At 69.1% G+C, this 25,470-nt stretch carries 21 protein-coding genes and 6 pseudogenes; 16 read left to right on the plus strand and 11 right to left on the minus strand.

The window, feature by feature from the left end; all coding sequences use genetic code 11:
- Window positions 1-28: 28 nt before the first annotated feature.
- Window positions 29-1,765, minus strand: a complete 1,737-nt coding sequence (locus tag QTQ03_RS08450) for an IS1634 family transposase (protein ID WP_289276459.1) — start codon at window positions 1,763-1,765, stop codon at window positions 29-31.
- Window positions 1,766-2,158: 393 nt separating this feature from the next.
- On the opposite strand from QTQ03_RS08450, the pseudogene QTQ03_RS30275 reads away from it, so the two are divergent.
- Window positions 2,159-2,443 (plus strand): annotated as a pseudogene (locus QTQ03_RS30275) (hypothetical protein); the annotation flags it as partial.
- Between the two features lie 238 nt (window positions 2,444-2,681).
- Here QTQ03_RS30275 and QTQ03_RS08455 read toward each other — a convergent pair.
- Window positions 2,682-3,458 (minus strand): SanA/YdcF family protein, encoded by a 777-nt coding sequence (locus QTQ03_RS08455; RefSeq protein ID WP_289277498.1) that lies wholly within the window; start codon window positions 3,456-3,458, stop codon window positions 2,682-2,684.
- 239 nt (window positions 3,459-3,697) lie between these two features.
- On the opposite strand from QTQ03_RS08455, the pseudogene QTQ03_RS08460 reads away from it, so the two are divergent.
- A pseudogene (locus tag QTQ03_RS08460) lies at window positions 3,698-3,800 on the plus strand (SAM-dependent methyltransferase); the annotation flags it as partial.
- 325 nt (window positions 3,801-4,125) lie between these two features.
- Here QTQ03_RS08460 and QTQ03_RS08465 read toward each other — a convergent pair.
- Window positions 4,126-5,268, minus strand: a complete 1,143-nt coding sequence (locus tag QTQ03_RS08465; protein WP_289279559.1) for an IS701 family transposase — start codon at window positions 5,266-5,268, stop codon at window positions 4,126-4,128.
- 504 nt (window positions 5,269-5,772) lie between these two features.
- Here QTQ03_RS08465 and QTQ03_RS08470 point away from each other — a divergent pair.
- Complete coding sequence (locus tag QTQ03_RS08470; protein WP_289277499.1) at window positions 5,773-6,567, plus strand: chymotrypsin family serine protease; 795 nt, start codon at window positions 5,773-5,775, stop codon at window positions 6,565-6,567.
- Between the two features lie 135 nt (window positions 6,568-6,702).
- Here the strand turns inward: QTQ03_RS08470 and QTQ03_RS08475 are convergent, their stop codons facing one another.
- Complete coding sequence (locus tag QTQ03_RS08475) at window positions 6,703-7,221, minus strand: hypothetical protein (protein WP_289277500.1); 519 nt, start codon at window positions 7,219-7,221, stop codon at window positions 6,703-6,705.
- A gap of 481 nt (window positions 7,222-7,702) precedes the next feature.
- Between QTQ03_RS08475 and QTQ03_RS08480 the strand changes: the two genes are divergently transcribed.
- Complete coding sequence (locus QTQ03_RS08480) at window positions 7,703-8,047, plus strand: hypothetical protein (protein ID WP_289277501.1); 345 nt, start codon at window positions 7,703-7,705, stop codon at window positions 8,045-8,047.
- Here the strand turns inward: QTQ03_RS08480 and QTQ03_RS08485 are convergent.
- Together QTQ03_RS08485 and QTQ03_RS08490 are read right to left on the minus strand one after the other, a co-directional pair.
- The gene (locus QTQ03_RS08485; protein WP_289277502.1) at window positions 7,960-8,211 is read right to left on the minus strand and encodes a hypothetical protein; all 252 of its coding nucleotides are present in this window, start codon (window positions 8,209-8,211) and stop codon (window positions 7,960-7,962) included. The genes QTQ03_RS08480 and QTQ03_RS08485 overlap by 88 nt on opposite strands.
- The gene (locus QTQ03_RS08490; RefSeq protein WP_289277503.1) at window positions 8,208-8,495 is read right to left on the minus strand and encodes a DivIVA domain-containing protein; all 288 of its coding nucleotides are present in this window, start codon (window positions 8,493-8,495) and stop codon (window positions 8,208-8,210) included. Before QTQ03_RS08490 ends, QTQ03_RS08485 begins: the two co-directional genes overlap by 4 nt.
- 571 nt (window positions 8,496-9,066) lie before the next feature.
- Between QTQ03_RS08490 and QTQ03_RS08495 the strand changes: the two genes are divergently transcribed.
- From QTQ03_RS08495 to QTQ03_RS08520, 6 genes are all read left to right on the plus strand, one after another.
- Window positions 9,067-9,948 (plus strand): helix-turn-helix domain-containing protein, encoded by an 882-nt coding sequence (locus tag QTQ03_RS08495; protein ID WP_289277504.1) that lies wholly within the window; start codon window positions 9,067-9,069, stop codon window positions 9,946-9,948.
- Window positions 9,941-10,135: a DUF397 domain-containing protein gene (locus tag QTQ03_RS08500; RefSeq protein WP_289277505.1), complete on the plus strand. Its 195-nt coding sequence runs from the start codon at window positions 9,941-9,943 to the stop codon at window positions 10,133-10,135. The genes QTQ03_RS08495 and QTQ03_RS08500 overlap by 8 nt, the downstream gene beginning before the upstream one ends.
- A gap of 157 nt (window positions 10,136-10,292) precedes the next feature.
- A complete protein-coding gene (locus QTQ03_RS08505) occupies window positions 10,293-10,727 on the plus strand; it encodes a hypothetical protein (RefSeq protein ID WP_289277506.1) in 435 nt (144 codons plus the stop codon).
- 175 nt (window positions 10,728-10,902) lie between these two features.
- Window positions 10,903-12,174: a GNAT family N-acetyltransferase gene (locus QTQ03_RS08510; RefSeq protein WP_289277507.1), complete on the plus strand. Its 1,272-nt coding sequence runs from the start codon at window positions 10,903-10,905 to the stop codon at window positions 12,172-12,174.
- Complete coding sequence (locus tag QTQ03_RS08515; RefSeq protein ID WP_289277508.1) at window positions 12,152-12,379, plus strand: anti-sigma factor family protein; 228 nt, start codon at window positions 12,152-12,154, stop codon at window positions 12,377-12,379. Before QTQ03_RS08510 ends, QTQ03_RS08515 begins: the two co-directional genes overlap by 23 nt.
- A complete protein-coding gene (locus QTQ03_RS08520; protein ID WP_289277509.1) occupies window positions 12,376-13,020 on the plus strand; it encodes a hypothetical protein in 645 nt (214 codons plus the stop codon). Before QTQ03_RS08515 ends, QTQ03_RS08520 begins: the two co-directional genes overlap by 4 nt.
- Before the next feature lie 13 nt (window positions 13,021-13,033).
- On the opposite strand, the gene QTQ03_RS08525 is transcribed toward QTQ03_RS08520, so the two are convergent.
- Together QTQ03_RS08525 and QTQ03_RS08530 are read right to left on the minus strand one after the other, a co-directional pair.
- Window positions 13,034-16,039: a P-loop NTPase family protein gene (locus QTQ03_RS08525; protein ID WP_289277510.1), complete on the minus strand. Its 3,006-nt coding sequence runs from the start codon at window positions 16,037-16,039 to the stop codon at window positions 13,034-13,036.
- A 180-nt stretch (window positions 16,040-16,219) separates the two neighbouring features.
- Window positions 16,220-16,798, minus strand: a pseudogene (locus QTQ03_RS08530) (ATP-binding cassette domain-containing protein); the annotation flags it as partial.
- 56 nt (window positions 16,799-16,854) lie between these two features.
- On the opposite strand from QTQ03_RS08530, the gene QTQ03_RS30600 reads away from it, so the two are divergent.
- Window positions 16,855-17,337, plus strand: a complete 483-nt coding sequence (locus QTQ03_RS30600) for a glutamine amidotransferase-related protein (protein WP_502889717.1) — start codon at window positions 16,855-16,857, stop codon at window positions 17,335-17,337.
- A 52-nt stretch (window positions 17,338-17,389) separates the two neighbouring features.
- Here QTQ03_RS30600 and QTQ03_RS08540 read toward each other — a convergent pair whose 3' ends face one another.
- Window positions 17,390-18,061, minus strand: coding sequence for a helix-turn-helix transcriptional regulator (locus QTQ03_RS08540; RefSeq protein ID WP_289277511.1), 672 nt, complete (start codon window positions 18,059-18,061; stop codon window positions 17,390-17,392).
- A 645-nt stretch (window positions 18,062-18,706) separates the two neighbouring features.
- A complete protein-coding gene (locus tag QTQ03_RS08545; RefSeq protein ID WP_289277512.1) occupies window positions 18,707-18,883 on the minus strand; it encodes a LuxR C-terminal-related transcriptional regulator in 177 nt (58 codons plus the stop codon).
- Between the two features lie 820 nt (window positions 18,884-19,703).
- Between QTQ03_RS08545 and QTQ03_RS30280 the strand changes: the two are divergent.
- The 4 genes and pseudogenes from QTQ03_RS30280 to QTQ03_RS08560 form a co-directional block, all read left to right on the plus strand.
- A pseudogene (locus QTQ03_RS30280) lies at window positions 19,704-19,922 on the plus strand (aminotransferase class IV); the annotation flags it as partial.
- A 41-nt stretch (window positions 19,923-19,963) separates the two neighbouring features.
- Window positions 19,964-20,443: pseudogene (locus QTQ03_RS08550) on the plus strand (aminotransferase class IV); the annotation flags it as partial.
- Between the two features lie 583 nt (window positions 20,444-21,026).
- Complete coding sequence (locus QTQ03_RS08555; protein WP_289277513.1) at window positions 21,027-22,229, plus strand: RNA ligase RtcB family protein; 1,203 nt, start codon at window positions 21,027-21,029, stop codon at window positions 22,227-22,229.
- Window positions 22,230-22,289: 60 nt separating this feature from the next.
- Window positions 22,290-22,494 (plus strand): annotated as a pseudogene (locus QTQ03_RS08560) (transposase family protein); the annotation flags it as partial.
- 12 nt (window positions 22,495-22,506) lie between these two features.
- Here the strand turns inward: QTQ03_RS08560 and QTQ03_RS08565 are convergent.
- Complete coding sequence (locus QTQ03_RS08565) at window positions 22,507-24,054, minus strand: 4-hydroxyphenylacetate 3-hydroxylase family protein (RefSeq protein ID WP_289277514.1); 1,548 nt, start codon at window positions 24,052-24,054, stop codon at window positions 22,507-22,509.
- 202 nt (window positions 24,055-24,256) lie between these two features.
- Between QTQ03_RS08565 and QTQ03_RS08570 the strand changes: the two genes are divergently transcribed.
- A complete protein-coding gene (locus QTQ03_RS08570; protein WP_289277515.1) occupies window positions 24,257-25,462 on the plus strand; it encodes an epoxide hydrolase family protein in 1,206 nt (401 codons plus the stop codon).
- Window positions 25,463-25,470 lie beyond the last annotated feature (8 nt).

Genomic DNA, 25,470 nt, shown 5'->3' on the forward strand with positions numbered 1-25,470 from the left:
TCCGGATCCTGTTTTCCCAGCTCAGCGGCTATTCGGCGGTCTTGAGGCTGCTCATCTTTGGCGGGAGCGGGACACCGCAGTCGGTGAAGAGTTTGGTCTGGGTGTCGGTGAGCCGGGTGGTCTGCTGGAGGCTGCCGGCCGGGCCGGAGAGGGTGACCTGGTGGATCCGGCCGAGTTCGGCGGCGATCTTGGGCCAGGACTGCTGGGTGCGGCGCTCAGCGACGCGGATCAGTAGCAAGGCGAGCCAGCACAGCAGCACGTGAGCACGTATCCGCTCGTCGAGGCGGTGGTAGACCGGCCGCAGGTCGAGGGTGGATTTCAGGGTGCGGAAGGCGCGTTCGGCTTCGAGGAGGTTCTTGTAGCCGAGCGCGATGTCCTCGGCGGACAGGTCGGGGTCGCTGGTGGCGAGGAGGTACTTGCCGTCCAGGCGGGCCTCGGCGGCGACCTTGGCGGTGTCGATGGACAGCCGTCCGGTGGTGGGGTGCTGCTTGAGCCAGCGGCCGAGGGCAGGGTGGTCGCGCAGCGCGCACTCGGCCTTGCGGTGCGGGGCGTCCGAGGGGGCCGTGGGGCGCTTGCCGGTCTTGGCGGCCTTGGCCTTCGCCTTGGTCGCGTCGGCTTCCCGGGCGGTCTTGATGCGCGTCAACTCCTCGCGGATCGCGGTGAGTTGGTCTTCGCGTCGGGCGGCATCGCGTTCGGCCTCGGTGGGGTTGTGGCAGATGATGAAGCGTCTGCCCTCGTCGCCGTCGAGGCGGACCTCTTTGACGCGCAGGTTGTCGCGTACTTCCTGGTAGCGGCCCTGGCGGGCCAGGGCCTGGTCGGCGCGGTGGGAGCCTTCGCGCATCTTGATGCCGGTGATGTAGTGGCCGCCGGCCCGGCGCAGGTAGGACTGGTTGGCCTCGGAGGAGAATCCGGTGTCGCAGACGGTGACCACCCGGCCGAGCCGCCAGTCGCGCAGGCCGTCCTTGACCTCGGTGATCACGGTCTGGTCGTTGGTGCCGCCGGGCCAGGTCCAGCAGCGCACGGGGATGCCCTCGCGGGTGACGGCCAGTCCGATGACGATCTGGGGCAGGTCCTTGCGGTGGTCCTTGGAGTGCCCGTACTGGCGCAGGCTGGAGCTCTCGCCGTCCGGGTCGTCCGCAGTGTCGCGTTCGAAGTAGGTGGAGGTGGTGTCGAAGAAGACCAGGTCGACTTCGAGGTTGAGCAGGTGTGCGGCGGAGAAGAACACCGCTTCCTGCACGGCGGCGTGGACATCGGCGGCGACGAGCAGGTCCATGGCGCGGTAGGCGTGCTGCTCGGCCAGTGCGTCCAGGCCGGGGATGACCTGGTCGCGGGTGGCCCACTCGGCGGCGGCGAGCTTGGAGGCGGGGGCGATGGCCCGGTTGGCGACCAGCGCGAAGATCGTGCGCTCGACGTCGGTGCGGAACTTGCGCCCGTCGATGCGGGAGGCCAGGGCGGTGTCGATGCCCAACAGTTTCCACAGCCCGTCGAGCAGCCAGCTCGCCCCGAGCGGCCGGGAGAACTCCACCGTCAGCGGCCCGGCCTCCTCGGCGCCCAGCGACGCGGCGACCTCGTCCTCCTCGCCGAGGTAGCGGTTGATGGAGGCGACCAGGCGGCGCAACCCGTCGACGTCCAGACGGTCCTCGCGGCCGAAGTTGACCAGCACCTCGGCCTGCGTGGTGCCGCCGACCCGTCGGTTGTGGGCGAGTTGGAGGTATCGCACCACCGACCCGTCCTTGTTCCGCCGTTGGATCTTCCGCAAGTACATGCCCGCATCATCAGACAACAAGCCTGGCCAGAACAAGACCCACGGCAAATCCGTTTGCCCACGCCTCTGGACAGTCTCCGATGGGTGCCAGCCCTCTCACCTGCACGGATCCGCCGCCGATCCGCCCCGCATGCCCACCAACTGTCGAACTCGGGTACTCTTACTCACCAGAAAGGTGCACCCGACTCTGCTGTGGACATGACGTAGACACTCACATCCTTGCAGGCCAGGCGCACCTTTCCTTCATGACCCTCGATGAATCAAATCCGCTCTGAACGGACGAGGCTCACTGGGCGTGCGGGAACACGATCCGGCCAGGGGTGTTGACGGTGACGGCTTTGACGGCGCGGGTCTCGGATCCCGCGTCGCGGCCGCCGACGCGCTGGTGACAGCCTCCGACGCCGGGCGCTACCGCGCCGGCTGGCCGCTTTCGCGCTCGGCCTCACCGCGCTCGGGCTCGCCGCCAGTCCCACCGTCAGCCTGTACGCGACGTTGGCCGAGCCCGCCTTCGCTGACCTCCCTAGCGTCTATCCCTTTACTCCGGTCTATCGATGGATCGTGACCAGTCCCGCCGCTGAACAGGTCGTCGGAGCTCTGGTCATCGGACTCGCGATCCTTGTCCTAGCCGCCACGGGCCGCCGCCGGCCCACGGTGCGGCCCACGGCAGCGGCGGCCTAAACGAGCGGCCCGGCTCAGCCTGCCGAACTGGCGGGCTGAGCCGGACCGCGTCGCCCAGGTCCCGGACCGCACACGCGTGTCACCACGGTTCCGTGGACTACTTCAGGGATTCGTGTAACAGGCTCGAGCGAGGACGTGACAGGAGGCGACGGAAATCGAACCAGCGCTAGACCTTTGATCAAGCAGCTCCGCCATCGGCTGCCACAGCATTCCTCTCAAATGAGAGGAATGCGGCTGCCTACTCGTCGAGGGCTTGCTGAAGCGCCGGGTCGGGCGCTGAGGACACCGCGGGCGGGCGATCGGCCATCAGGTCGTAGGCCACCTTCCACGCCGCCGGGACCTCGCGTGCGGTGTTCTTCGCCAGAGTCACCGTCCGGCAGCCGTCACAGCGGGCGGCGACTCCGCTCGCGTCGATGCCGAGGTGCCGACACAGCGTCACCGCGCGGGGCAGGTGCAGTGACTGGCTGACGAGCAGCGCCCGCCGTGCGGCGTACACGTCATGGGCACGCTTGCAGGTGTCGTAGCTGTCGAGGCCGTACGGGTCGCCGACGATGCGCTCGGCTGGCACGCCCGCGGCGACGAGGTACGCCGTCATCACGGCGATCTCGTCGCCTGAGGTGCCGTCGCGGTCGCCGGAAACAAGCACGGCGCGGGCCTTACCGTCCTTGACCAGTTCGGTTGCCGCGTCCAGCCGTCCCTTGAGGAACGGCATCGGTTGGGCGCCTCCCGGTGCCAGTTGCGCACCGAACACGATCACGACCGGCGCCGCGGGCGCATCATCGGTCGTGTGCAGATGGCCGGCGGAGTTCGCCCGGACCCAGAGCGCCGGGGCCGCGACGAGCAACACAAGCCCGGCCCCGACGACAAGGGCCCGCTGGACGAGCCGACGGCGGCGACGGGCCGGGCGAGGGCGCCGACGGGCCGGGCGAGGGCTGAGCCCCGGCGGCTCGGCGTGGCGGGGGCCGGCAGCGTGACCGGGTGGAAGCGACGCGGACGGGCCTGGCGTGACGGTCATTGCCCGATGGTAGGCACCACCTCGAGCGGAGACGGTCGACCGATCTGCCAGACATGGTGACGAGCGCTGCCGCCTCTGCACTGCCAAGGTCACCTTGGCAGTCGCTTCCACCGGACACGCAGATCGCCGGGGCACGCACATCTACCGCGAGGCGCTCGCCACGGAAGACATCCGGTAAGGATCGCGACTCGGGCCGGTGTACCCATTCGGTGTCACGCTGTCCCGTCGAGCGCTCGTAAGCGATCAATGGGTACCTGGATCCGCCGCCAGGCATGTGCCTGCCTCGACCTCGGCTGTGGCACCGGAAGCTGGTCACGGGCCTTCCGCGCGTGGTGGCCCGCGGGCGCACGGTCCGGCGCGGTCAGGGCTACAGCCTGCACGTCACCGCACTACCCGAGGTCCACCAATCACTGCTGGCCGCCGCGGCCACGCTCGACACCGACGGGGCGTCCTCCGCCGACCGCAAGGCATACCGGATCTACACCGACCGGCCTAGTACTGCAACGGCGGGTCGTGACTTATGGCGGTTTGAGTCGTTTGCGGTAGTGGGCGGCTCGGGCTTGTTCCTGGCGGCGACGGCGGAAGTCGGACCAGCGCAGGATGTGGTCGGCTCGACGGCGGGTGGTCAGGACGAGGTGGGCGAACAGGCGGCGGATTTCGTTGCTGCTCAGCGGGATCTGGCTGCGCTCGTTTGCGGTGGTGCCCCCTTTGCGGCTTCGAGGGCGCGGGTGACGACGAGGAACGCGGCGGCGGCCATCGCGAGGGTGATGTGGGCGTACCAGGCGTCGTAGCGGCGGACCTGGTACTGGTCCAGGCCGACCTCGTTCTTCGCGGTCTGGAACGATTCCTCCACCGACCAACGGCTACCGGCGACCCGCACCAGGTCGCGTAGTCGGGTGCCGCGGGGGCCGAAGCAGACGTAGTAGGCGATGTCGCCGGGATCCGTGATCGAGCGTCGGGCCAGGACCCAGCCGCGGCGGCCGTGGGCAAAGGTGCGGCGGATCGGCAGCCGAGCCCAGTCGTAGCGGCGCGGCCCGTGCGCGCCGTCACCACACGACAGTCGTTGCCACGCGCCCGCACGCACCCTGCCGATCAGCTCGTCGACACCGGTGGTGGTGTGCAGCCCGGAGGGCACCCGATCGTCGCGTCGGGTGGCCATCACGTACGCGATGTCCCGATCCTCCAACCAGCCCCGCAGGCCAGGGTTCTGCCCGTAGGCCTCATCGGCCGTGAACCACGAAAACGGCACCCCCGCGGTGACCGCCCGCTCCAGCATGGCCTGCGCCTGCTGCGGCTTGGTCGCGAACCCGACGGCGTCCGGGATCGCCGAGCGCCGGCACCGGTCCCGATCACCGGTCCACGACTTCGGCAGGTACAACTCCCGATCGATCAACGCCCGACCCCGCGGCGTGGCGTAGCACAGGAACGTGCCGATCTGGCAGTTCTCGGTCTTGCCCGCCGTACCCGAATACTGCCGTTGGACCCCCGCCGACGCACGGCCCTTCTTGACGAACCCCGTCTCGTCAGCGATGAGCACCCCGGCCGCATCGCCGATCTGGTCCACCACGTAATCGCGCACGTCATCGCGGACCGCGTCCCGATCCCACGCCGCGCTGCACAACATGCCCTGCAACCCGTCCGGCGACACATGCCCAGCCTGCTCCGCGAGGGTCCAGCCGTTACGCCGCTCCAACGGTGCCAGTAGCCCCCGCACATACGCCCATGCCCGCCGCCGCGGCTCCACCCGCTCAAACCGATGCGCGAACCGGAAGAACAACTCCTCCAACCCGGCATCCCACGACCCGACCACCCGCGCATCCACCACAACCAACCAACGAATGATCAGCACCCGAAGCCACGACCCGCCGTTGCAGTACTAGCCAGCCCTCAGGATGACCCGACGGGGCTCCCGCACCGGCCACATGCCCTCTGACCAGCCTTACCGCTAGTGTCCGCACGATCCTCAGTCGAGGGCCGGGACCGCTGCGCTGGGCGCTTACCACGACGCGCCGGCGACGACGTTGGGCCGGCGGCTGGTGAAGGCGGCACTTCAGACCCGGACATTCGGCCGACGATCGTGCTGGTCGTCGGCGCCGGCCATCAATGACCGCCCACGAGAAGGCCCGGTGTCGCTCCCCGTCGCGACACTTGCCGGATGACTCGTTCATTCGTATCGAGAGGCTCGATGGTGAGAGCCGCGGACAAGCGGAGCCGCGGGGCCGTGTTCGTCCCGGTGGCCGCGCCGGACCCCGGTGTGCCCGTAGCCCGCCGCGATCACTTCCGTCGGCCCGGTCCGTCGCGATCACGGAGATTCATGACGAGGGCGGCGAGGCTGCTGAGTGGGCTAGCCGTGCTTACGGTCGTCGTCGGAGCGGCCGCGACGCCCGCGCAGGCGGCGCCGACGCTCGCGGCGCCGTCCGCGAACGCCGCCACCACGCTCACGCCCGTCGGCGGCGGCAGCGGGATCGTGTTCCGGCTCCAGCCGACCCCGGAGGCGCCCACCAGCTTATACGTCTGCACTCTCACCGCAGTCGGCCGCGACAGGACCGGCAAACTGGTGGCCCTGACCAACGCGCACTGCTTCATCGACTCCGAGGGCAACAAACTGGTCGGCGAAGAGGTCTATCTCGACTCCTCGCCGGCCGGGACGGCGTTCGCCCCCGCCCCGGTCGACCAGAGCCGTCCGGACCTGACGACAGGACCCATCGGCACGGTGACCTACGTCAGTACGCCCAACAACCTGCTCAACACCGGCCCCAAGGGTCTGGACTTCGCGGTGATCCTTCTGGACGAAACCAGGGTCGCACCCACCAGCACCGTCGGCGGGGTGACCATCACCGCGGTGGGACCTCCGCCCGCCGCCGGAACCCGCATGTGCAAGCAGGGGCATAGGACCGGTCTCACCTGCGGCGTGCGGCTGGGCACCAACGGCATCTGGTTCACCCACCTCGTCTGGACCTGGGCCGGGGACTCCGGCGCCCCCGTCGTCGTCGGCCAGACGCTGGTTGGCAACGCGTGGGGCTTCCAGAACAGCTCGCCGATCCTGAGCATCATCGACGAGATGAACGCGATCGGCGGCGTCGGCGCAGGCTTCCAGATCGCCTCCTGACGGCCCGCCCGTAGTTCTCAGACCAGAAACAACGGTGAGCAGTTGATCTAGGACCTCACCTGGGGTCGCACCATCCGACCCCTGACCCCGTTGGGGGTTCGGCTGGATGCCGGACCCCCAACGGCGCATATCGGGTCAGGCCGCGATGGCCCAGCCACTCAATGCCCAGTCGTCGATGCGGTGTCTGACGCCGGCACCGACCTGGGCGAGTTGCAGGGTGATGGTGTGATTGCCGGTGAAGGTCACCGTACGGGCCCGCTCCATGCTGTGCGACTCCCACGACGCGTTGGTTTCCTGGTTCGAGTTGGTGCTGTCGAACGCGAAGTCAGTTCCAGTCACCGGATCGGCCTCCACGCCGTCGACCAAAATTCGTGCCGAACACCAGCCGGAGCCGCCGTAACAGGCGCTTTCGGCGGTGAAGCGCGCGAGAACGTGACTGCCCCTCGGGGCGTAGATGCGGATGGTGCGGATGCTGACGAAGGCGGCGTTCTGGTGCTGGGTGGCGGCGTTCTCCGTGGAAATCACGGTCCGGGTGACCGACGTGCCGCTCTTGAGCGTCGCCACCGCGACCGCCGTACCCGCCCCGGTGATGACCAGCGCACCGGCGAGCGCGACGATTGTGAGGACTGCTCGACTCTTCCTGGAAAATCTCATGCGCGACCTCCTTTAGGCCCGCTGCGAGGTGGCCGAACGGAGAAAGTCGGCACGATTGACCTCGCAGTCCAGGCAAATAGTCCCGGTGGCATCGGGTGCGCGGAAAGACCATACACGACAGATCTCGTGTTCATTTTCCGGTGGCGCGACCGGGCGGCCCGGACTAGGTGAGCGACGTTGACGGATTGCCGATTCCGGTCCTGGCGCCCACAAATTGCGACCGTTCTTCACATGATACAGATGTTGAAATTCTTGGGTCTGTTTCGGTCGTGGGGCCTTGCCCCCTGATCTTGGAGCCGTACCGCAGGGCGGTGGTGTCGCTCGTGCCGCAACCGCTTGACCCACGTTGCCGTTGGTTCCGGGCTAGAAACTACGACTGGGCCCAGCAGGCAGCGCTGACCGCCTACACCGAACGACCCAGCCGACCTACCAGCCCGCCGACCAGCGCACGACGTGACGCCTTGGCCTATGTCGGGACGCGGTGCGGTACGTCGAGGCGATGAAACCGGGCTACGTCGACGCCGTGGCCGAGGAATGCCTGCGGGCGAAGAAGGTCATCCGCGTGGTGTCGCCCACGCTCGACGGCCTGCGCGGCAGGGTGGAGTGGTCCTCCGACGCGGACCGCTACGAGCAGCGTCTCCGGGAAACCATCGACCTGGTCGATGGCCTGCACGACGGGTTCGACAAGGCCGGCGCGGCCATCGCCGGAACGCATCTCCATCACGGCTCGGGGCTGCGTCAGCGTCGCGGGCGGCGGGAGCACTCGCCGTCGTGGCCGTCGCGGAGCACGCAGCGCCGGCCGCCGGGCATCCGCGCGTCGCAATAGACCCGGTGCCGCAGGAACTGCTTGTCTTCCTCCGAGACGGTCATCTCCCCCGGGTCCATCATCGGTAGCACGGTGATCCAGCGCCCGACGACCCGGGCGAGGCGCTGCGCGGCCGGCAGGTCGGCGGCGACCACGGGCAGGTGGATCACGTACCGTCCGCTCACCGCCGGCCGCCCTCGGCCTGCTCGGACTGCCACCGGCGCAGCGCGACCTTGATCCGCAGAGTCTCCCGCCGGCTCTGCGCCAGCGCGTCGTGGACGGCGGCCATGTCGACGGCGACCCGGTCGAGGAAGGCGTACACCTCATCGGGGTTGAGGCCGCGGCGCCCGAGCCGGGCGGGCGGGAAGCGGCGCTCACGCACCTGCCACGGCAGCAGACTGGGGTACGCGCGGGAGCGGTACGTCGTCCCACCACCCTCAGGGAACGGCCTCTGGTTGCGGACGCTCATCTGCGCCTTCCTTCCTGGTCGTGGATGGGGCGGGTCCATCCGCCCTCCCCGCACGGACGGACCCACCCCGCCCGAACGCCGCAGCTTCGCTCAGCGGTACGGCATCCGGGCTGGTCGGCGAAGGGGTTACCTGGAGAGTGCGGCGGCCGATTCGGGGGATGCCTCGGCCGCCGCACTGGTCATCCTGGGACAGTTTCCAGTGGATGGGCAACATTTGCCGCCACGATTTTCCTGGCCTACGTCGACTTTCTTTCTCGGAGCCGCAAGACGTTGCACGGAAGGTCCGGCAGTGTTGCGCAATGGACGAGTCAGGCACGCTCACGGGCCTTGCCGTCACCGCGTTGACCTCGCAGGCACGAGGACGGGCATCGGGTCTTTGTGCACGATGCACGCCAGTATCCGCACATGGGAATTGCGTGATGATGACTGGTGTCGGGGATGTCTAGTATGGTCAAACGCGTAAGTCGCTTTGTCAGCATGAAGCGCGAGGCAACCACTTCCCCGGCAACCGATCCGCGTTTCACCGATGGCGTCCGGATGTAACAAAACGCTACACGAAAAGGGGTGGCCGATGGCCGACGACATGGGTTCGACAGTCCCCAGGCGACAGCTCGGGCGAGCACTACGTGACCTGCGCACCGAAGCCCGCATGACCCTCGACGGCGCAGCCGAGGCCGTGCAGTGCAGCCGGCAGAAGATGTGGCGCATCGAGACCGGCCTCGGCCCCACCCGCGCCGTCGACGTCAAGGCCATGTGCGAGCTGTACGCCGCCACCCCCGAGCTGGCCACCGCTCTCGTCGCCCTGGCCAACGAGACCAAAGCCAAGGGTTGGTGGCACTCCTACGACCTGGCGATCCCGGACTGGTTCGAGATGTACGTCGGTTTGGAGTCGGCAGCTTCGAGGCTACGTGGCTACGACGAGTCCCTGATACCTGGCCTGTTTCAGGTGCCCGCCTACACGCAGGGCGTCTACCAGAACCGTCGGGACATGAGCGAGGCCGAGTTCGAGCAGGTGCTTGCAGTTCGACGGCAGCGTAAGGCGCTTCTGACCCGCAAGCTACCGAAGGCACCGACGCTCCGCTCTGTGCTATTTGAAGCAGTGCTACTGCGCAATGTGGCTGGTCGATCGGTGATGGCCGAGCAACTCACTCATCTCCTCGATCTTGCGGAGCTTCCCAACGTCTCGATCCGGGTGCTGCCGCTTGCCGCTGGTGCTCAGTACGGGGCACTCGCCGGAACGTTCATGATGTTGGACTTTCCCCTGCGCAACCGAGCGGTACCGGATCCTTCAGTCGTCTACTGCGAGTCGTTGACGGGAGCCCTCTACCTCGACCGGCCCGCCGAGATTGCGGCCTACGAACGAGTCTGGTCTAGCCTCGATGCACTGGCTCTCGATGAGGGACAATCCAAGCAACTGATCAACAAGATCGTTGGAGAGATCCAGAATGGCTAACTTGAACGGCGCCCGGTGGCGCAAGAGCACCCGCAGCGGCGACAACAACGGCGCGTGCGTCGAGGTCGCCGACAACATCCCCGGCCTCGTCGCCGTACGCGACAGCAAGGACGCGACCGGACCTTCCCTCAGCTTTTCGCCCGACGCCTGGGCCAGCTTCGTCCGCGCCACCAAGACCAGGCACTGAACCACTGTCAGACGGGAGCGCAGCCGGCAGAGTTGCCGGGGCGCTGCCGTCGCGCCATCGCTCAGGCGCTTGCGTCTCCACTCGCAGGCTGGACCGCCCGGTCGAACAGCGACCAGCGGTTCCGCCACGCCTCCACCTGGGCTGGGCAGATCACCGTGTGGCGACTGTCAGGGTTACGCGGGCGCACGACACCGACTGGCGGCCCGGCTCGCTCCGGGAGGTCTCGCGGCGGCACGCGACGACACTCGGCCTCGACGAGGCCGCCGCCCGCGACAGCCGGCGGGCGTGCCCCTCGTTCACCCCGGACGAATCCTCGGTCGCGCTGAGGTTCGACGTCCGAGCCGCACCACCACCACCGTCGATCGGCGAGTTCAGCTGGCGGTCCGACAGCACGATGAACGCCACGACCGCCGGACACCCGTTCACCGGCACGTCCGCCTACGTCATGCTGGTGGCCGGTTACACCATCGTCACCGTGTACCTATCCGCCCAGCTGGAACCGCTCCACGAGGACCCGCTGGAACCGCTCGACGAGGACCAGTTCCAGCGGGTCCTGGCCACCACCGAACACACCCCGCTCCACCTGCCCTGATGGACATCGGCTCGGTGAGCACCGGCTGATCGTCGAGCGGCGCGGGTCCGACGACCCGGTCGGCCGTGCGGGAACGGCGAGGGCTGGCGACCCCGATCGCACCGGACCGCTCGATCGCCACTGTCACGCGTTCGGCCGGTTGCGCTGTGTTGTGGCACCAGCCGACGATACCGGGGTGAGCATCCCGTCCGCCGCCGCGTCGACAGACAAGATCCGGTTCCAGGATTTCGCCGACGACCCGGATCCGGAGCTGCTGAACCGGACGTACGCCGAGATTCTCGAACCCAGCTTCCCCGCAGACGAACTGGACGGGCTGGACGACCTCACCGGTCGGGTGGCGGACGGTACGGCGTACCTGGCCGTGGCCGTGCGCGGCGACGACGAACCGGTCGGCACCATCGTGGTCGACGTGTTCCACGACTGCGACGCCCCGCTGCTCAGCTACCTGGCGGTCCGGCCCGGCGTCCGGGGCGGTGGAATCGGCGCGGCGCTGTTGGCGAGCCGGCTGCCGGTGTGGCGGGAGCGTGCCGGCGCCCGGGCGATCATCGCCGAGGTCGAGGATCCACGACACCATGGCACCACGGCGTACGGCGATCCGGCCGCCCGCCTGCGGTTCTACCAGCGCCAGGGCTTCGGCCTGGCGCCGGTCCCCTTCGTCCAGCCCCGGGTGCGTCCCGACGCTGACCGGGTGACGGGCATGTTCCTCGCGGTCTGGCCCGGCGAACAACGTCTTCCCGCGACGACGCTGCGGGCCTTCATGACCGAGTACTTCGTGTCGGCGGAGGGCCCCGACGTCCACGACGACCCGTTGTTCAACGCTCTGCTCGCCGCGCTCGACCGACACGGTCCCACACCGAAGCTGTTCTCCCCCGACGGGTACGCGCAGATCCCGTCGCTGGACGTCGCCGCCGAACTCGTACGGCGGGACTACCCCACCACGGCGGCCGCGCTGGACCTGCTGGCCGTCGACGAGCGGGCCGTGGCCGTACTCGACGAGACGTGGCGACGGGTGCTCGCCCGTACGGCCGGCCATCCACCCGCCCGGCCAAGGGCGGCGGTGCTCGCCGAGTTGGTCGATGCGCTGGACGCGGCCGATTTGTGGTACGTCTCGCCGGACCCGGTCGACGCCGACGTGCTCGCCTGGTGGTTCGCGGGCGAGGACGAGCCGTGGGCCGGTTGGTGGGCGACCGATCCGCCCCGGTGGGCGCTGGACCGGACGCTGGCTCGACACCTCACGCCGGCCGTACGGCGGTTGCCGCCGCTGCCCCGAGTGGTCATGGTTCTCTCCGATGTCGCGGGCCTGCGGCTCGACGAGGCCGCCGGGATCACCGGTCTTCCCGAGGAGGACTACCGCGCCATGCTCGCGGCGGCCCGGACCGAGGTGGTGGCGCTCATCGACCGCGAGGTGCACGAGGAGGAGAACGGTGGACAACTTCCTGCGCTGTGACACGGTGGTCGGACTCGCTGGCCGGCTGTTCGACGGCGCCGTGGATCCAGGCCGGCGGGAGCTCGTGGAAATGCACCTGCTGGTCTGCCCACCGTGCCTCGACCACCTGCGCAAGCTGGATGGCGTGCGGGCTGCGCTGTCCACCTTGCCCGGACGGCCGGCGCCGGCGCGGTTGCTCGGCATCCTGTCGGGTCCGGCCGTATGACCTACTACAAGTTCCTGGCACGCGGCGGTGTCGGGCCGTTCTCCGGGCAGTCCTGGTCGTCGGATTGGCTCGTCGTTCCCGACGTGGTGCCCTGTGTGCGTGGCCTGCACGCCTGCCGGGTCAGCGACCTGCCCTACTGGATGCACGACGAGCTGTGGCGGGTGGAACTCGACGGGCCGGTCACCGAGGTCGGCCGCAAGGTGGTGGCCCCGCGCGGCCGGCTGTCCACGCGGGTCGAGGCGTGGGATGTCGCGGCGGCGGAGGCCTTCGTGCGGGCCTGCGTGGCTCGGGTCGCCGGGCATGCCGCGGACGAGTGCGGTGAGCTGGACGACGGTTCGCTGCGCGAGGTCGCGCGGCACCTGACCGACTCGTCGGGCGGGGCGGCGCCGCTGGCCGGCGTGCGCGATCTCGCGCTGAGCCGCCAGGGGGCGGCCGCCGGTGCGGGCCGGTCGATCGCGGCCCGGGTCTGCGGGCTCCTTGTGGACGCCGTCGACATGGCGGGCGGGTACCCGGTGGTGGCGCTCGGATACGTTGCCGCGCGGGCGGCGCAGACCCGGCCGCTCGGCGCCGGCGGGGACCGTCACGACGCGGAACGGCGCTGGCAGGTCGGGTGGCTCACCGAACGGCTGGAACTGGTCTGACCGGACTGTGGCGTCAGCCGACCGGGTTCACCGCGGTCCCGTCGGCCGGTCCGTCGGTGCGGTTGATCCGGTCGATCCGGACGGCCAGTTGGTCGATCCGGTCCAGGTCGGTCAGCGCGTCCCGGTCCACGTCCTCGGTCACATTCGCCCAGTGGTCGGTGAACTCCGACGTGCGCCGGTGCAGATCCGAGATCGCCGGGCCGCGCGGGAACAGCTTCCCTGCCAACTGCGCCAGGGCGGCCGTCCGCGACCCCGGCTCCAGCCCGGACGGGATGCTCAGCTCAGCCCGCCACTGCTCGACCAGTGACGCGTCCGGTACGTCCGCACCGATGGGTCCCACCAGCGCAGTCATGATCGTGTGCCGCTCGGGATGGCCGGCCCATGCGGCCGCCTTCCCCGCCGCGAACTGGCTCATCTCCTGATAGAACCGCTGAGTGTACTCGTCGGGTGGGTTCACCGAGTCGTTCAGGGTGTTGGTCGCCTGCTGCAGGAGAAACGCGTGTAGGACGGCCCGGCCGTACTCCTGGGCCGCGGTGACGGGATCATTCGCCAGAAGCAGGTCACCCAGACAGCGGTGCAGGTTGGCCTGGAGTTCCGGGTCCTCCTCCCCGTCGGCCACCAGTGTCCGCATCTGGGCGCAGGCCTGCCGGATGTGGGCTGCCGCCGACACGCGGTCCCCCGCTGCCCTGGCGATGTCGGCCCACTCGAAGTAGAAGTACGACAGGAACACCTGATCGTCGAGGTCGACCAACTCCGGCTCCAGGCTTCGGTACTCCGCCTCGGCCCGGTCGAGCTGGCCGTTGTACCAGTGCGCGTGCGCGGTGAACAGCCGCAGGTAGAGCCAGGCGGTCCGGCGCACCTGTTGCGCCTTGTCCGACAGGGCTGGATTTCGCCATCCCTGCCGCAGGCCGCACAGGTCGCCGATCGTCCGAAGCGCCTGCCGGACCTCCGTCCAGTGCCCACCCGGCGGCTTGTCCGCACCGGGCGGATAGTTGTCCTGGAAGCGGATCAACTGCTCCAGCAGGGAGCGGTCACGCTCGTCCCGGATCGCCCGGCCCCAGCTCTCCAGCAGTTGGTGGCAGAACGGGAAGTCGACGTAGAGGCCCCACCACCAGAACGCCTCCATGAAGAGCACGACGAACTGTGCCCGGGTCAGTGGCCGCTCGTCGGACAGCTGCGCCGAGTGGAAGAGCCAATCCGTCTCGTACATCTGCCAGACCGGATTCTCGTACTTCAGCCAGGAGCCGTACGGCCGGTCGGCCGCGTCCTCCAACGAGGAGATCAGGTCGTAGTAGTAGGTGGCTGCTCGCCGGTGGACGCTCGCCCACCGGTCCGGCTGGAACTGCCGCACGTCGTCCGACAACCTCGGCCGGATGAAGTCGTGCAGCCGGAACCGTCCGGCGACCGGCAACGGATCGAGCAGGCCGAGCCGGTTGATCCGCTCGACGGCCGCGCTGACGGCGGCGCCGTCCATCGCCGGCTCGGCGTCCTCCATCAGGTGCCGGAGCATGGGTACGTCGAACGTGTTCAGCAGCGCCGCAGTCTCGACCGTCCGCCACACCCCTGGATGCCGATCCGGCTTGATGACCTTTCGGACCAGCCTGGCCGGGTCGAGGTCACCCTCGGTCGAGAGCTGGGCCAGCATCGCCCGTAGCCCGCCGGGACGACTCGCCTCGGCGCGCCGCCCGTGAATGAGGTGGATGACCAGGTTGAGACCGGACGGGTGTCCGCCGGTGAATCCCCAGACCACCCGAGCCAGTTCGGGACTGAGGTCGTCTCCGAAGTGGTACAGCAGGTAGGCGTCGACCTCGGACAGCGTGAACCGGGGCAGCGTCTCGGTCCGCTCCGGGTCCAGGGCTCCGCGCCCGTGCTCGTGGTATTCGCGGGGGATCATCGGCAGCACGACCGCCGTGTTGGGCAGCTGGGCGGCGAGCGCCACGAACCACTGTCCCACCGCGTCGTCGATGAGCGTCTCGAAGCCGTCGAGTAGCAGGACGGTTGGCCGCCCGGCCCGCCACACCGTCCAGTCGTCCAGGAACGCCCTGTCGATCCGCTGTTGGGCGTTGCGCAGCCGTTCCTCGGGGCTCTGCCCGTCGGTCGGGCGGGCTTGGTTGACGTTGACATTACTGATCCTGGACCGGAAACCGCCGGCCTCGACGACCACCCGCTGTGGGGGCATGGTCTGGGCCACCGTCATCGACTTCTCCACGGCGGCCGTGAATCCAGCAAACCGCTGGATGACCTCCTTGACGAGATCCCCCAGCAGCGCGGTCGACTTGTTCAGCACCTGGTGGAGCGAGGCGGCGGTGGCCGCCGCGCCGTACTGACCGCTGTACGTCTCGTCCAGCCCGCGCCCGACGAACGAGACCTCCGAACAGGCTGGGAGAATGTCGACGTCGGGGAGTTCCCGCCGCAGGTCCGCACGCAGCTGGCGCAGGAAGGCGGACTTGCCCATGCCGTGCCCGCCGAGCACGACGAAGATCCCCGACACGTCCGTCCGGATGCCGGTGAGAACCCGGCGCAACTGTTCGTCCCTGCTGATCAACCCATCCCGGACCCGCACCTCAGACCGGGCGGTCGCCCCGACGTCCGCAGCCGGCACCGCCGGCCCCCCGCCAACCGCTGGTGGTGCGCGATCCGCCACCGGCACCGTGCGCGCCGCAGGCCGGATGTCGTCGGCCGGTCCGGGCTGGACGGGAATCTGGTCGGTGATCCGTACGCCCTCGACACGTCCCCAGCTACTCGCGGTGATCTCATCGCCAGCCTTCCGGCCGGCGATCTCCACATCGCGGATCTTCCCGCCGAGCCAGGCCCGGACGGTGTGCCCGAGGCGCGCGGTCCGCCCGCGCGCCGCGCCCTGCGCGAGCGCGGCGACGGCACCGAGGAGGCTGCCCACGCCGGCCAGCCAACTCGCCACCTCCAGGCCGCCCCGGCCGAACACCACCGCCACCACGCCGAGCGCGACCGCCGCCACGAACGTGACCGCCAGGTACGCTGTCCGTACTCTGCGCTTACCCACGTCGCCCATTGTGGAAGTGGGGTGCGAACCCGTCGATCAGGTCTTCGTGTCACGACCGGGGCGACAAGGCCGCTCGTCGATCCGCCCGTTCCGCCGCCGGGAAGCCGGGTCGGTCCCGCCGACGCGCCCGAAAGTCCGACAAGCCGCTGGTCGAGACCGGCGCGGACGATCTCCAGGACGTCATCCGACGCCTTCTTCGCCGGGACCGTCCACGGGCTTCGGCGACTCGTCGAGCGGCGCACCGGTCTGGGACGAGACGAGTTCGGCGTGGGCGCCGCCGGCCCGCAGGAGCTGGTCGTGACTACCTTGTTCGGCGATCCGGCCGTCGCGCATCACGACGATCGTGTCCGCGTGTCGGATCGTCGACAGGCGATGGGCGATGACGAAGGTGGTGCGACCCGCGCGCAGCGCCGCCATGCCCTGCTGCACCAGCGCCTCGGTGCGGGTGTCGACCGACGCCGTGGCCTCGTCCAGGAGCAGCAGGGCCGGTTCGGACAGAAAGGCGCGGGCCAGGGTGACGAGCTGTTCCTCGCCGGCGCTGAGGGCGGTCAGATCCTCGTCCAGCATCGTGCCGTAGCCGTCCGGCAACGTCCGGACGAAAGCGTCCAGGCAGGTCGCACGGGCCGCGTCGATCACGTCCGCGCGGGTGGCGTCCGGCCGGCCGTAGGCGATGTTCTCCGCGATCGTCCCGGCGAACAGCCAGGTGTCCTGCAACACCATGCCGATCCGGGGGCGCACGTCGGCCCGGGTCATCGCGGTGGCGCTGTCCGGGCTGGACTTCGGCGGCATGCCACGAAACGCTACGTTGATGTGTCGTGACCGTCGAGGAGGATCCGGCCGCCGTCCTGGCCGCCACCGCGTGGGCCGACGACGACATCGTGATGGCGATCGAGCACCGCGCCTTGCCGCTGTGGGGGGTGCAGTTTCACCCGGAGTCGATCGGCACGGTCGGCGGGCACCAGTTGCTGGCGAACTTCGCCACGCTCACCGAGCGGCACCGGCCGGTCCGGCCGGTCGTCCAGCTGTCCGCTCCCGCCGCGACGCCGGCCGCCGTCGCAGTCGCGCCCGAGCGGGTCCGCCGGCTCGAGGTTCTGGTCGAGGCCATGGACACCCGCTGGGACGCCGAGGTCGCCTTCGACCGCCTGATCCGTGCCGGTGAACACCCGTTCTGGCTCGACAGCCCGGGCCTGGCTGTCCGGCACCACCGCCGCGCTCAGGGCGTCCTGGCCGGTGATTCCGGTGATCAGCGCACGCCTGGCCATGTCTTTCCCCTCACCGTCGACCGCCGACGCCGGTGACGCTACGACCCGCCGGACCGGCAGATTCCCTGGACTCGGCAAGCATCTCGGGTTACTTGATGAAGTCCTCGACGACCTTCGGCGGCCACACGCCCACGTTCAGTACGCCCATCGAGTACGCCCGCGAGACCAGGGCGGCCCGGTTCGGCACCTTGAGCTTCCGGAGCAGCCCGGAGACGTGGTATTCGACTCCCTGACGGCTCAGGTAGAGCCGTGCGGCGAGCGGGACAGTGGAGATGCCGGCCGCGATGCCTTCCAGGATCTTGGCGTCGATCTTGCTGAGGATCTTCTTGCGGCCGATGACCACCGACTCGGCGAGCGCCTCGGCGCCGGCCGGGCGCATCAGGACGAGCACGCCGGTGGCGTCCGGGGCGCCGCCCTGCACCGCGACACCGGTCAGTGTGCCGGTGAGCGGCTCGTCGCCTTGCCGGATGGCGATCATCCGACTGGCGAAGCGATGGTGCTTGCCTTCCACCAGGTGCGCCAGGCTCCGCATCATCGGCGTCTGGACGCTGGGGTGGATCAGGTCGGCGAAGCGCCGGCCGCACAGTTCCGCCGAGGTCTCGCCGAAACGACGGAAGAACTCCGGGTTGGCGTGCCGGATGGCCAGGGTGCGGTCGAGGTGCGCCATGCACATACCCGGTTCGTCGGCCGAACGAAGCGCCTCCAGCACGGCGTTCTCGTCGGCGACTTCTGCGGAATGCGCGATTGATGCGGAAAACACGACGAGCCTCCATGTATCAGTGTCAGCATCATTGGCCTTCCCGACTCGCGGCAGCGTAAGACGGAATTGTTTCCGGCGTACCCCGGCCCGTCGGCCTCGATCCGGGCATCACAGTAGGATCACGGGCGCAAGGATGTCAATCGATGCGGTCACCTATTCGGTCGACCTTCTCGGCGACGGTCAACGGTTCGGTGCACGGCGGGGAAAAACCTCACGCGGTACGGTGCGGTCCCGTCATTCCGCCCCTCCGTATCGCCTGTAGTCGCAGCTCAAGACGCCTTCCACCTGGGACTCGAACGCACCGAAGTGGACCCGGACCACCCTCGACACCAACCGGCGAGTAAATCACTGGACGTACACGAGCAAATCACTGGACGTACAGATGTGGGCCGGGTTAAAAGATTGCAAGATTCCTTTGACAAAGACGTGTGACTGTCGGAAACCGAGTCTGTAGCCGGCCGAGCACGGAACGTTCACATCCATGTAAACGAATATATAGTCGAGAATGCGTAAGAATCCGCCACTCGCCCGGCACGCCGCCCAACCGCCTGGCCGCAGCGGGAAACGCGCGGACAGGACGGGCACTTATCTAATCTTCTTCACCAGCGCGAGAATGTCCTGGAAGGCGGTCGGCGTGACCAACAATCAGCGTGCAGGGCGCGGATCCGGATCGGCGCCGGACACCACGTCGATCAGCCCGGCCCGGCCTGTCACCTTCAGCTTCCGGTAGCAGCCGGTGAGATGTTTCTCGACCGCCCGGCGGCTGACGTGCAGCAGGGCTGCGATCTCCTGATTGGTGAGCCTCGGGCGACGAACGAGCAACCAGTCTCTCCGTCTTGGTCAACGTGACGTCCACGACCGCCGGACCGCCGGGAGATCTGTTCGCCCATGTCCGCCACCGCGGTCGCGGAGCGCCCAGATCGTGCGCCACCCGGCGGAACAGGTCGACCACCGCCGGACGGTCCACGTTCAGCACCGTCGGGGCGATGCGCAGGGCCGCCGCGGCCCGGTCTCGGGGGTCGCCGAAGAGGGGCACAGCCTGCGCGACCAGTCGCTCGACAGTCTCCGGTTCCCGATCACCGTACGCGTCGGCCAGATCCAGCAGCAACCGAGCCCGGTCCGATCCCAGCTCGGAGGTATCCAGCAGGGCGCGCCGCAGATACTCTACCGCGGCGTCCGCGGCCCCGCGCGCCTGCGCGGCGGACGCCCGGGCCAAGCTGCGGACCAGCGTGTTCTGGCCGTTGCCGCAGCGCCCGGAGAGGGTGGAGAAAGAGGCGCGACCCTCGACTGCGGCGTGCAGAATAGTGATCAACTGCTGCTCGCCCGCCTGCCGCTCGATCAGTGCCGGATCGGCGACGGCCGGGGCCGTCACGGCATGGCATGGCCGGCGCGAGGCACTCACCCGCAGGCCGACCCTTGCGACCTGTCACCCGCCCATCATGCGCACAATAGATCTAGGGATGTACCCGTAGATGAACCCGAAAGTCTGGGGTATGTCGGCTCTTCTCGAGGTTGGCTTCCGCGCCATCATGTGATGGAACAGCGTCCACTGCGGATAGGGAAATTGCTAGATTCGGCGCTGCCCGCGCAGCACCCCGGCGATCCGGGGCACGGCGATGTCAGACTGACGGCCATGACGCCGATGGAGAGTCTGGCGCTGACCAACTACGGGCACTTCACCACGATGCGGGTGGAGGACGGCGGAGTCCGCGGGCTCGGCCTGCATCTGCAGCGGCTAGTCACCGACTGTGACACGCTGTTCGCCGTCGAGTTACCCACCGACCTGGTCCGCGCGCGAATCCGCGAGGCGATCGCGGACCACCCCGGACCGGTCACCGTCCGGGTCACGGTCACCGATCCGGATCTGCCGATCACCCACCCGGCCGCGCCCGCCACGCCCCGGTCTTCGTCACCACCCGCCCGGCCGCATCGCCGCCGCGACCGATGCGGGTGCGCTCGGCGCGCTACATCCGCGACCTGCCGGCGGCGAAACACACCGGCCTGTTCGGTGCCCTGCACGAACGCCGCCGGGTCCAACTCGACGGCTACGACGACGCCCTGTTCACCAGCTCGGACGGGCTGATCGGTGAGGGCGTCACCTGGAACGTGGGCTTCTTCGACGGCGACAGCCTGATCTGGCCGATGGCCGACGTGCTGCCCGGCGTCACCGCGCGGCTGATCGCCGGAGCGTATGACGGCCGGCAACGCACCGAGCCGGTCGCGCTCTCCCGGCTGTCCGGTATGGCCACCGCCTTCGCCACCAACGCGGCAGTCGGTCTGTGCCCCCTGGACTCGATCGATGCGTCTGGCTTCGACACCGGCCACCCTGTCCTGGAACTCCTGCGCGAACAGTACGAGGCGATCACGCCGGAGAGGATCTGACGACCGTAGGCTCGGGCGGCAGCTGAACCGGCGCCCGAGCGGCGACACGTACTTCCCGCTACCCCTACCACGAGGAACAAGACGGTCGAGCCGAACGGACGACCGGGAACCGGGCCCTCCTGACGGATCGGGGCCAGTAGACCTATTCCATCGGGCGCAGCCACGGGCTGCAGGTCGAGAAGGTCGAGCACCGCGCACACCGCCCGCCGCAAGCACGCTCTCACCAGCGGGTGACGCCAGCCACGCGGACCGGGCACCGCAGCCACGTCACGAACCGGCTGCGCTGTCTTCCTCGGCGACCGTAGCGCCCTTGCACCTGTCACCGATCTGGATGTGGTGCGAACGGCGCAGGAAGGCACTGCGCGTGTTGATCGACGAGTACAAGCGGGCCGCGTAGCCGAACCCGCGTTCTCGAACGGTACAGGGGTGGCCCGCCTTGACGACGGACCCGATAGTCGGTTGCCGGCGACGGTGAACACCGGAACACTTGGCGGCATGACGTTCTGAGGGCAGCACCTTCGTCGCCGCCGCGCCATCGCGATCGGCGGCCGTCCACCCCACCTCTGGCGAGAAGTGAGCGTCCTTGTCCGTTCAGCCTTTCCGGCAGGAGTCCCTGTCGGCACCGACCCCTGCCACCGTCACCGTCTTCGCCTCCCCGACCAGCTGGGTCGAGTCCGCAGCCGTCGACCAGTGCCGTCGCGTGGCCACCCTCGACGGCATGGTCCACGTCGCCGGCATGCCGGACCTGCACCCCGGCAAGGGCGCCCCGATCGGCGCCGCGATGACCTCGACCGTGCTCTACCCGCACCTGGTCGGCTCGGATATCGGCTGTGGCATCGCCGTCTTCCCGATCGCGCTGAAGCGGGTCGTGCCGGAGCGGCTCGCCGCCCGCTTTCCCGACCTGGACCGCCCGCTCGACCCGGATCGGGACGCCGACGACCCGGCCTGGTCCGTGCTGGACGGTGACGTCCCCGCCGGTCACCTCGACGGTCTCGGTACCGTCGGGCGGGGCAACCACTTCGTCGAGCTGGCCCGCGTCGGCGAGGTCCTCGACCCGGGCCACGCGGCGCGGCTCCGGCTCGCTGCCGGCGACACGGTCCTCGTCGTGCACAGCGGGTCGCGCGGCCTCGGCGAGCTGATCCTGCGTGAGCACACCGAGCTGCGAGGCGCCGGGCCCGCCGGTGACCCGGCCGCGTACCTGGCACGGCACGACGACGCTGTGCGCTGGGGATCGCTCAACCGGCGGCTGCTGGCCGCCCGGGTCTCGATCGCGTTGGGTGCCGAGCCGACGGCGCCGATCGTGGACCAGTGCCACAACCTTGTCGAGGTGCGCGACGGGCACTGCCTGCACCGCAAGGGCGCGGCGCCGGGCGACGGCCGGGACGTGCTCGTCGCCGGAACCCGTGGCACCCCGTCCTACCTGGTGGCCGCGCACGCTGGCGCGCAGGCCAACCACTCGGTGGCACACGGGGCGGGCCGCAAGATGTCCCGGGCGGACGCACTGCGCCGGGGCCGGGCCAAGCACACGGTCGAGGAGCTGCGCCGCACCCCGGTGGGATCGCTGGTGGTCTGCGGCGACCGGCAGCTGCTGTTCGAGGAGGCGCCGACCGCGTACAAGCGGGTCGAGCTGGTGATCGGCGACCTGGTAGACCACCGGCTCGCGACCCCGGTGGCGACCACGGTCCCACTGGTCACCTACAAGACGCCGGACGTGGGGGTCGCGCCCCGCGGCGACCGACGGCCCGAGCGCCGGCAGGCCGAGCACCGGCGGCGGGGGCGGCGGTGAGCCCGCACCTGCTGCTGTCGGCCGGCCGGGGCCCGCGGGAGTGCGCGGGTGCTGGCCCGGCGGCTGCGCCGGCTGGCCGCGCCGACCAAGAACCACCGCTACTCGACGAACCTTCAAGGTCGCTACCGACGCCAGTACCCGGCTCGTCGCCGTCGGTGACCCACAGCCGGGCAACCGTAACGACACCATCGTCTACCGCACCAGCGGCCTCCAGCGGAAACAGGCCGGACGGCCGGTGACGGCCGACGGCGGCTACCGCGGCAACCCAGTTGGGCGATCAGTGTCCGCGTAGCGCGTCGCGACCGGCCCGCAGATGCGGAAAGGACGAGAGGTCTGGCACGGTCCAGCCCTCCACGTCGTACTCGGCGAGGCATTGGTCGACAAATGACATGTAGTCGTCGATCTCGCCGTTGGCCAGTTGGGCAGCGACCAGGTCCGTCCGGGTATTTTCGTGGTTGCCCGCGTAGTTGCGTTCGTACAACTCGTGTCGGCCACCGAATTCGGTGCCGACCGCGTCCCACAACAGCTTCATGACCTTGACCCGGTCTACCGCGTCGGTGCCATCCGACCCACGCAGGTAGCGGTCCAGGTAGCCGCGCACGTCCGGGTTCGAGAAGTCCTCCGCCGAGGAGTTGACGTATATCAGCCCACTGGCCACGTCCTGCAACACGATTTCCCGAATTCGCCCGTAACCGACCTGCATGAACCATCGGTATGCCAGGCCGTACCGCGGGTTGGGCAAGACAGCGCCGTTGTGCCAGGACACTGGGTTGCGTGCCGCCGCGTCGGACAGGCCCCAGAACAGGTTGCGCCACGCCAGCACCTCGCCGAGCCGGGACTGCACTCCGCGGAAATCGCTCGTACCGGTGATCTTTAGCGCCCGCGCCAGCAGCCCCGCGATGAACTCCAGCTTCACCGCGAGCCGGGTGCAGCCGTGGAAGGTGAACCGTTCGACGAACCCGGACCCGCCGCTGAAGCGCTGCACCTTACCGACATCACCGTAGATGAAGACGTTTTCCCAGGGCACGAGCACGTCATCGAGGACGAGAATGGTGTCATTCTCGTCGAGCCGGGACGACAACGGGTAGTCGAACGGAGCGCCCATGACCGCGGCGGTCGCCCCGTACGAGGGCCGGCAGATGAGCTTGACGCCGGGAGCGTCCATCGGCACCGTGGCCACCAGAGCGAACCGACGGTCCTTGACCGGCAGGCCGTAGTGGGCGACGAAGTTCTGATGGGTGAGCGCGGAGCCGGTCGCCACCACTTTCGCGCCGCTGACCACGACGCCGGCATCGGTCTCCCGGCGCACGTGGACGAAGACGTCGGAGGTTTCCTCGATGGGCCGGCTGCGGTCCACCGGAGGATGGACGATCGCATGGTTCCAATACAGTACGCGTTCCTGGGCCTCGCGGTACCAACGGCGGGCGTTGTCGGTGAACGGCGCGTAGAAGTCGGCGTTGGCGCCCAACGTCCCGAGGAACGACGCCTTGTAGTCGGGGCTGCGACCCAGCCACCCGTAGCTCAGCCGAGCCCATTCGGCGATTGCCCGCTGCGCGCCCACCAGGTCCTCAGCCGTGTGGGGGGTGACGAAGAAACGGTGCGTGTAGCCGCCGCTGCCGGTGTCGGTAGCCGTGGTGAGTGTGGCGCGCCGCTGCGGGTCGTGCAACGCGTCGTACAGCCGCGCTGTCATGCGCACCGGGTTGTGGAAGGCCGGATGCGTGGTGATGTCTTTGACGCGTTCGCCGTAGAGGAAGACGTCCCGGCCGTCGCGGAGGCTCTGGATGTACTCCTCACCGGTGAACGGACGCGCCGACTGCTTGGTCATGACGGTGTGTCTCCTGCCTGGTCGCACCGGTCGGGACTGCGCCCGAATCGTCACACCGAGATGCGGGGGGGTCTTCCTCCTGACTGCGGACTGTGCCGCGCGAGCGCCGAGTCCAGTGGTACCGCGCAGCGCAGGAGACGCTTCGGAACGTGTGCCGATGCGAGGGTCGGACCAAACCGTCCCCGATCGTGAAGGGATTGCCATGCGGCCGTTCCACCTCAACATCGCGCAGACGGAGCTCGACGATCTGCGGCAGCGTCTGGCCAGCACCCGGCTGCCACCAGAGCTGACCGGCGTGGGCTGGACCCGTGGGGTGCCGCTCGCCTACCTCCGTGAGCTTGTGGAGTACTGGCGCGCTGGGTTCGACTGGCGCGCAGCGGAGCGCCGGATCAACTCCTATCCGCAGTTCATCACTGAGATCGACGGGCAGCGCCTGCACTTCTTCCATATGCGTTCGCCGCATCCGGACGCTACGCCGTTGCTGATGATCCACGGCTGGCCCGGCCTCAACACCGAATTCCTCGACCTGCTCGGGCCGTTGACCGACCCGGTCGCGCACGGGGGCGATCCGGGCGACGCCTTCCATGTGGTGCTGCCGGCGCTACCCGGATTCGGCTTTTCCTCGCCAGTGACCGAGGTCGGCTGGGATATCCCCCGGATGGCCCCCGCGTTGGCGGAGCTCATGCGCCGCCTCGGCTACGAGCGGTACGTCGCCCAGGGCGGTGACGCCGGCTCGCTCGTCGCGCGGGCGGTCGCTGCTGTCGACCCGGAGCGGGTCGCCGGAGTCCACGTCAACATGCTGCTCACCTTCCCGTCTGGGGATCCCGAGGAGGTGGCGTCTTTCGACGAGGTCGACCAGGCTCGGCTGGGGAAGCTGGGCTACTTCGACGAACACCTCTCCGGCTACATGAAGTTGCAAGCAACCCGGCCGCAAACGCTCGCCTACGCGCTGACGGACTCGCCGGCCGGGCAGCTCGCATGGATCGCGGAGCGATTTCGGGAGTGGACCGACCCCAACCATGATGGTGTCCTCCCGGTCTCCGCGGACTACCTCCTGACACTGGTCAGCATCTACTGGTTCACCCGGACGGCCGGCTCGTCGGGGCAGTTCTACTACGAGGACCGCGACAACGTCCGCAAGGCAAGGGCTGCGGAAAAGCCGCCACCGCTGCCGCAACCGGTTGGCGTCGCTGTGTTTCCACACGACATCTTCGTGCCGATCCGGTCCCTGGCGATGCGCGACATCCCATCAATCTCCCATTGGACCGAGTTTGACCGTGGTGGGCATTTCCCGGCCCTGGAACAGCCGGACCTGCTGGTGCGTGACGTGCGCGCGTTCGTCCGCTCCCTGCCGGGGCATCGCGCCCGTCCGGTCGCCAGCGGCGCACACCACCTGGGCGCCGTATAGCCGCGCCC

Source organism: Micromonospora sp. WMMA1363 (genome assembly GCF_030345795.1).
Classification (GTDB): Bacteria; Actinomycetota; Actinomycetes; order Mycobacteriales; family Micromonosporaceae; genus Micromonospora.